The 7,627-nt window shown below is 68.8% G+C and carries 6 protein-coding genes; 5 read left to right on the top strand and 1 reads right to left on the bottom strand.

Annotation, left to right across the window (positions count from 1 at the left end; translation table 11 throughout):
• Positions 1-243 precede the first annotated feature (243 nt).
• From ATM97_RS04080 to ATM97_RS04070, 3 genes are all read left to right on the top strand, one after another.
• Positions 244-888, top strand: coding sequence for a YdcF family protein (locus ATM97_RS04080; RefSeq protein ID WP_218716585.1), 645 nt, complete (start codon positions 244-246; stop codon positions 886-888).
• An 85-nt stretch (positions 889-973) separates the two neighbouring features.
• Positions 974-1,783, top strand: a complete 810-nt coding sequence (locus ATM97_RS04075) for an SAM-dependent methyltransferase (RefSeq protein ID WP_218716584.1) — start codon at positions 974-976, stop codon at positions 1,781-1,783.
• Between the two features lie 44 nt (positions 1,784-1,827).
• Entirely contained in the window at positions 1,828-3,108 is a 1,281-nt protein-coding gene (locus ATM97_RS04070; RefSeq protein WP_218716583.1) for a sensor domain-containing diguanylate cyclase, read from the top strand.
• A 27-nt stretch (positions 3,109-3,135) separates the two neighbouring features.
• Here ATM97_RS04070 and ATM97_RS04065 read toward each other — a convergent pair whose 3' ends face one another.
• Positions 3,136-4,128, bottom strand: a complete 993-nt coding sequence (locus ATM97_RS04065) for an acyl-ACP desaturase (RefSeq protein ID WP_218716582.1) — start codon at positions 4,126-4,128, stop codon at positions 3,136-3,138.
• 257 nt (positions 4,129-4,385) lie between these two features.
• On the opposite strand from ATM97_RS04065, the gene ATM97_RS04060 reads away from it, so the two are divergent.
• Both ATM97_RS04060 and fadD32 read left to right on the top strand, forming a co-directional pair.
• A complete protein-coding gene (locus tag ATM97_RS04060) occupies positions 4,386-5,606 on the top strand; it encodes a KasA/KasB family beta-ketoacyl-ACP synthase (RefSeq protein WP_218716581.1) in 1,221 nt (406 codons plus the stop codon).
• A gap of 116 nt (positions 5,607-5,722) precedes the next feature.
• Positions 5,723-7,606, top strand: coding sequence for a long-chain-fatty-acid--AMP ligase FadD32 (fadD32, locus tag ATM97_RS04055; protein ID WP_218716580.1), 1,884 nt, complete (start codon positions 5,723-5,725; stop codon positions 7,604-7,606).
• The last annotated feature ends 21 nt before the right edge of the window (positions 7,607-7,627 follow it).

Genomic DNA, 7,627 nt, shown 5'->3' with positions numbered 1-7,627 from the left:
GGTACTGCACTCGACAGGGTGTGGGAGAGTAGGACACCGCCGGAACATCATTGCGAAAGGCCCTCCAACTACGGTTGGAGGGCCTTTTTGCGTTCCCGGACAAGACCTCTCGGATAGCAGGCCGGCTCGTAGCGTGCCCCCGGAATCGGGGGATTGCATTCCGAGGCAACGATGTTTCACAAAACGGTCCCGCAGCGGGCCCCGGTCAGCCACCATGGTGCGACGTTGCTTCGGGAGGTCACCATGGATTGGTTGTTCACTCACAAGTCTCTGCGACGCGGCGCGGCCGCCCTCGTGTTGCCCGCCGCCCTGATCGGCGCGATAGCCACCGCCGCACCCGCGATCGCCGCACCCGCCCCCGACCCGCTGGCCGGCGTCGCCGACGGCATCGCGGGCGCGGCGAATTCGATTGCGGGCGTTGCCGGTATCGACCTGCCCGACACTTACGGCCCGGAGACCGCGATCGTGGTGCTCGGCTACGGTCTGCAGCCGGACGGCACCATGCGCGCCGAACTGGGCAACCGGCTGCACGCCGCCCTGGTCCAGGCGTTCATGTCGCCCTCCTCCCCGGTGATCGTCACCGGCGGCAACCCGCGCAACGGGGTCACCGAGGCGCAGGTGATGGCGGACTGGCTCAATATCCGCGGGGTCGCCCGGCACCGGATCTACACCGAGACCCAGGCGGGGTCGACGGTGCAGAACGCGGAGTTCTCCGCGAAGTTGATGGAAGCGCTCGGCGTGCACAAGGCCGTGCTCATCACCTCCGCCGACCATATGCGCCGCGCGCTGGACAACTTCATGGCGGCGGGCATTCCGGTGGTCGCGACGATGACACCGGAGGTCGCGCCGCTGTGGGCGCAGCCGTTCGGTGCCGGGGGTGAGCGATAGGCGCGCCGAAGTCGGTGGCGCGCACTACGATGCGTCTGGCGCTGTCGCGGGGTGTGATGACGCCTCGAGTGGACAGGGGTATGTGATGGACAGGCCTGCGTGGGCACCGGACGGCGTCGATATGCAGCAGCCGAGCCCGGCTCGGATGTATGACGCGCTGCTCGGCGGCTCGCACAACTTCGCCGTCGACCGGATGGCGGCGGAAATGGCGATCGAGCTGGTGCCCGATCTGCCCCGCCTCGCGCTGAGCAATCGGGCCTTCCTGCGCCGGGCGGTGCGGTTCATGCTCGACGCCGGGATTCGGCAGTTCCTCGACATCGGTTCGGGCATCCCCACCGCGGGCAATGTCCACGAGATCGTGCACGACATCGCTCCCGAGGCGCGGGTGCTCTATGTCGATATCGATCCGGTCGCCGTCGTCCACTCCCGGACGATTCTGGCGGGCCGGGAGCGGGCCGACGCGATCGAGGCCGATCTGCGCAAGTCCGACGATCTGATCGCCGAGGTGCGGGAGACCGGACTGATCGACTTCGATGAGCCCGTCGGGCTGCTGCTGATCGCGGTGCTGCATCTGGTGCAGGACGCCGACGATCCGGTCGGCAAGGTCGCCGCGCTGCGGGAGGCGGTCGCGCCCGGCAGTTTCATCGCCATTTCACATCTCACCTCGGAGATGCGGCCGGAGGATGCCGGTAAGCTGGGAGCGCACTCGGCGAACGAGACCAGGGTCGGGATCCAGTTCCGGTCCAGGGACGCGATCGTGGAGATGTTCGAGGGTTGGGGCATGGTTTCCCCCGGGGTTGTCGAGCTGCCGTCGTGGCGGCCGGAGTCCGAGCGGGATCAGCACGAGAAGCCTGGGCGTTCGCTCGGGTTGGCCGGAGTCGCGCGGAAAGAATGAGCCGTCGATCCGGCGGTGCTGCGAGATGACAGGGTGGACGCGTAGTGGGGTCGTGGGAGCTGGCGCAACGGTGGGCCGATGCCCTCGACGGCGTTGTCGCTCCCACTCTCAACCGCTCCCAGATCGAGGAGATGCTGGCGGCGCTGTGCATCGGCCTGATCGAGGCGGCGCGCGGTGGCGAGGATCCCGATGTGGCCCGCCGTACGGCGCGGATGCTGGTCGCCGCCAACTACCGTGATCCGGCGGCGGTGAGCCGTTCGGTCCGGGTGATCTGTGTAGACCTGGTCGAGATCGCGGCCGACGGGCCGGACGATCCGCTGCTGCCGGAGATCAGGGAGCGCGCGATCGGCCTCGCCGCCGATTTCGCGGCGGGCTTCACCGCGGCCTTGCGCGCCGCTGCCCTGGCCGAGCAGGAGGCGACGCTGGCCGCCGTGCTCGCGACGGCCAGCGAGGCCGAGAGCCGTCGCGCGCTGTCGGAGGCACGCTTCGAGGCCGTGTTCGACGGCGCCCTGGTCGGCATCGGCACCGTCGACATGACCGGGCGGGTGGTGAACTGCAACGCCACCATGGCCGAGATGCTCGGCCACACCCCGGAGACGATGCCGGGCCGGACGGTCGCCGATATCCTCGGCCCGCAGAATCTCAACGAGGCCTTCGTCGAGCTGCAGCGGATGGTCAGCGGTGAATCCGAGAGCTTCCGCACCGAGACCGAGCATCTGCACGACGACGGCGAGATCACCGTCATCGATCTGTCGATGTCGGCGGTGCGCGACGCCGACCGCAATATCCAGTTCCTGATCGGGGTGGCCGTCGACGTCACCGAGCGCAAACAGCTCGCCGACCGGCTGTGGCACGACGCCAATCACGACGCGCTGACCGGCCTGCCCAACCGGCCGCACCTGTTCAACCGGCTCGCCGACGCCGAACCGCCGATCGGGGTCTGCTATCTGGACCTGGACGGCTTCAAGGAGATCAACGATCTGTGGGGGCACACGGTCGGGGACCGGGTGCTGCGGGTGGTCGCCGACCGGATGCGCGACACCGTCCGTCCGCTGGAGGCGATGGCCGCCCGGATCGGCGGTGACGAGTTCCTGGTGCTGGTGGAGCAGTGCTCGGGCTCCGAGCAATTGTCGGTGCTGGCCGACGATCTGATGTCGGTGCTGACCGCGCCGCTCGAGGTGGACGGGCACATGCTCGCGGTGGGCGTGAGCGTCGGCGCGGCCTACTTCGACGAACTCCCCGGCGCGGTCGACGAATTGGTGCACGCGGCCGACGCCGCGATGTACCGGCACAAGCACGACACCCGCCGCTATCCGGCCCGGTAGCGGCCGGGCCGGACAGCCGGGCCCCGCTCAGGTGAGCTGGCGTTCCCGGTTCGCCGCGCGGGCCAGTGAGCGGTCGCGCTGTTCCTCGAAGCGCACGACGTCCTCGCGCAGCCGGTCCAGGAAGGCCGCGAGGTCTTCGCGGGCCCGCTCGCCGCGCGCGCCGAAATCGGTGCGTTCGAAGATGTTCCACTTGCGCAGCACCGGAAGCAGGACCTCCTCGAGGTGCTGGCGCAGATCGTAGATGCCGTGCTTGGCCATCATGACGCCGTTGCGGCGCCAGCCCGGCATGCCCGCGCCGGGCATCTGGAAGCCCTGCACGATGGTGTTGATCGCCTCGATGGCCTGATCGGGTGCCAGGTCGAGCGCGGCCTCGCAGAGGTTGCGATAGAAGATCATGTGCAGGTTCTCGTCGGTCGCGATGCGGGCGAGCATGCGGTCGGCGATCGGGTCGTCGCAGACGCGACCGGTGTTGCGGTGGCTGACCCGGGTAGCCAGTTCCTGGAAGGTCACGTAGGCGACCGAGTACAGCAGGCCCGCTACGGACGCGGAGCGCAGATCGACATCGCCCGCCTTGGCCTCGACGACGGCCATCGCCGAGTATCCGTTGGTCATATGGATCATCCTGGCCTGCTCCAGAGCGACCGGGTCGACGCCACGGGTGACGACCAGATAGTCGCGGAGCACGATGCCGTGCCGGTTCTCCTCGGCGGTCCACCGGCCCACCCAGGTGCCCCAGGCGCCGTCCTTGGAGAAGTTCTCGGCGATCTCCCGGTGGTAGGACGGGAGATTGTCCTCGGTGAGCAGATTGGTGATCATCGCCGCCTTGGCGAGTTCACTGAGCTGGGATTGTTCGGGGTCCCAATCGATTCCGCCCATCGCGGCGAAGTTGCGGCCCTGCTCCCACGGGACATAGTCGTGGGGATGCCAGTCCTTCGCCATCGACAGGTGGCGGTCGACGTTGCTCGCGGCGACCGGTTCGAGTTCGATGAGCAGTTCCAGTTGGGTGAGGTTCCTGGCCACGCTCGTGCCCTTTCCATGAAGTGAAAAGCAAGAGTTGCGCTGGTCCGGTAGTGTTGCCCGTCGTCGCCGGGTGCTCTGGGTCGAATGCGACCCACCGACAATAGACCCGGCGCATCGCGCCTCCGAACGACACGGTGCGGCAGCGCCTGTTTCTGAATTTGGGCGCGTCGCGGCGCCTGCATATACGCTCCACCAGTTCAGCTCCATCAGCGGTTCCCGATCAGTCGTGGCATAGCTAGAGAGAGTGAGCGAAAAATATGACGGACATCGTGGTCACGAGCCTGGCGGCGACCACGTCGATCGCGGGCGACGTCGACTCGACCTGGAAGGGTCTGCTCAACGGCGAAAGCGGTATCGACGTCCTGGAGGACTCCTTCATCGACGATTTCGAGTTGCCGGTGCGGATCGGTGGCCACCTGAAGGTCTCCCCGGCTGCCTCGCTCACCCGCGAGGAGGCGCGCAGGCTGTCCTATGTCGAGCAGATGGCCGTGGTCCTCGGTCGCGAGGTGTGGCGCAACGCGGGCAGCCCCGAAGTGGACCGCGACCGGCTCGGTGTCTCGGTCGGCACCGGGCTCGGCGGCGCGGAATCCCTGATCTACGCGCGCGACAAGCTCGGCAACGGCGGCTACCGCAAGGTCTCGCCGCTGACCGTGCAGGCCATCATGCCCAACGGTCCCGCGGCCTGCGTCGGCATCGAATTGGGCGCGCGCGCCGGTGTTTCCACGCCGGTGTCGGCCTGTTCGTCGGGCTCGGAGGCGATCGCCAACGCGTGGCGGATGATCGTGATGGGCGATGCCGACATGGTGGTGACCGGCGGGGTCGAGGGCTCGATCCAGGCGGTGCCGATCGCGGCCTTCACCCAGATGCGCGCGATGAGCACGCGCAACAGCGATCCCAAGGCGGCCTCGCGGCCGTTCGACAAGGACCGCGACGGGTTCGTCTTCGGCGAGGCCGGCGCGATGATGGTGATCGAGACCGAGGAGCACGCCAAGGCGCGCGGCGCGACCATCCACGCGCGGCTGCTCGGTGCCGGGGTCACCTCCGACGGATTCCACCTCGTCGCACCGGATCCCGAGGGCACCGGGGCGGCGCGCGCGATGACGCGGGCCATGCAGACCGGCGGGATCAGCCGCACCGACGTCACCCACATCAACGCGCACGCGACCGCGACGCCCATCGGCGACACCGCCGAGGCCAACGCGATCGGCAAGGCGATCGGCTCGCACGCGTCGGTGTACGCGCCCAAGTCGGCGCTCGGGCACTCGATCGGCGCGGTCGGCGCGCTCGAGGCGGTGCTGACCGTGCTCAGCGTGCGCGACGGCATCGTGCCGCCCACCCTGAACCTGGACAACCAGGACCCCGAGATCGATCTGGACGTGGTCTCCGGCGAGGCCAGGCGTGGCCGGATCGACTACGCGGTGAACAACTCCTTCGGATTCGGCGGGCACAACGTCGCCGTCGCCTTCGGGCGGTATTGACGATTGCCACGCGCGCGCCCGGTACTGTGCCGGGCGCTTGCGAGTTCTTCTTTGTTCGGCGTCATTGCACGAGTGCAGCCTCTCGGCGAGGCATTGTGCGTTGAAAAGGATAGGGAATGATCGGCGAGACTTTCGACGACTATGTGGACGAACTGGGCAATATCCGGATTCCCGGTGACCAGACCCTGATCGACTTCGTCGACAAACACAGCGAGGCCAACGGCGACGATCTGGCCTACCGCTTCATCGACTATTCGCGGGAGCGGGAGGGCGAATACCAGGAGCTGACCTGGCGGGAATTCGGCGTCCGGCTGCGGGCGGTGGCCGCGCGGTTGCAGCAGGTGACCGAGCCCGGTGACCGGGTCGCGGTGCTGGCGCCACAGGGCCTGGACTACGTCGTCGCGCTGTTCGCGGCGGTGTACGCGGGGAATGTGGCTGTGCCGCTGTTCGATCCGGAGGAGCAGGGGCACAGCGACCGGCTGCACGCGGTGCTCGGCGACTGCGAGCCGGCGGCGGTACTCACCGTCGGCAGCGCGGCCGCCGGGGTCCGCAACTTCTTCCGCGAGCAGCCTGCCGCGCAACGGCCCAGGATCATCGCGGTCGAGGCGATCCCGGACACGGTCGGCACGCGGTGGCGCAGGCCCGACATCAATATCGACAGCGTCGCCTATCTGCAGTACACCTCGGGTTCGACCCGGGTGCCCGCCGGCGTGGAGATCACCCACCGCGCCGTCGGCACCAATCTGCTGCAGATGATCGACGCCATCGGCATCACCGAGAACGCGCGCGGGGTCACCTGGCTGCCGCTGTTCCACGACATGGGGCTGCTGACGGTGATCCTGCCGACGATCGGCGGCAAGTTCATCACCATCATGTCGCCGAGCGCGTTCGTGCGAAGGCCGTCGCGCTGGATCAAGGAGCTGGCCGCCCAGGCCGATGGCGCCGAGATCTACTCGGCGGCACCGAACTTCGCGTTCGAGCACGCGGCGGTGCGCGGGCTGCCCAAGGGCGACGAGTCGCTGGACCTGTCGAACGTGATCGGTCTGATCAACGGCAGCGAGCCGGTGTCGGTGGCCTCGATGCGCAAGTTCAACGAGGCGTTCGCGCCGTACGGGCTGTCCAAGACCGCGATCAAGCCGTGCTACGGCATGGCCGAGGCGACGCTGTTCGTCTCGGCGACCCGGCGCGACGACCAGGCGCGGGTGGTCTACGTCGATCGCGGACAGCTCAACGCGGGCCGGATGGTGGAGGTCGACGAGCACGCCGCCGACGCGGTCGCGCAGGTGTCGTGCGGGTATGTCGCGCGGTCGCAGTGGGCGGTGATCGTCGACCCGGAGACCGGCATCGAACGCCGCGAGGGCGAGGTCGGTGAGATCTGGCTGCACGGCGACAACATGGGCATCGGGTACTGGGGCAGGCCGGGGGAGACCGCCGAGACCTTCCACAACCGGGTGATCGCCCGTACGCCCGTCGGCAGCCGGGCCGAGGGCGCGCCCGACGACGCGCGGTGGATGCGCACCGGCGACTTCGGCGCTTACCACGACGGCGAGCTGTTCATCACCGGCCGGGTCAAGGACCTGGTGATCGTCGACGGCCGCAATCACTATCCGCAGGATCTCGAGTACTCGGCCCAGGAGGCGAGCACCGCGCTGCGGCCCGGGTTCATCGCGGCGTTCTCGGTGCAGGCGGGGCAGTTGCCCGCGGCCGTGCTCGCGGCGGGCGGGATCACCGACGAGATGGCCGAGGCGCTGGTCGTCGTCGCCGAACGTGGCACGGGCGCGGCCAAACTCGACCCGGGGCCGATCGTGGACACGGTGCGGGCGGCGATCGCGCGCAGGCACGGTGTGACGGTGCGCGACCTGCTGCTGGTGCCCGCGGGCTCGATCCCGCGCACATCGAGCGGCAAGATCGCCCGGCGGGCCTGCAAGGCGGCCTATCTGGACGGCACGCTGCGCGGTGGGCACCGGCAGGACGCCTACCCGGACGCGCCGGAGGAGTGAGCCGGTTCGGCCACCGGGGTG

The sequence above is a fragment of the Nocardia sp. MH4 genome, from assembly GCF_019266065.1.
Taxonomy (GTDB): domain Bacteria; phylum Actinomycetota; class Actinomycetes; order Mycobacteriales; family Mycobacteriaceae; genus Nocardia; species Nocardia canadensis.
This window is presented reverse-complemented; position numbering and strand designations above follow the sequence as displayed.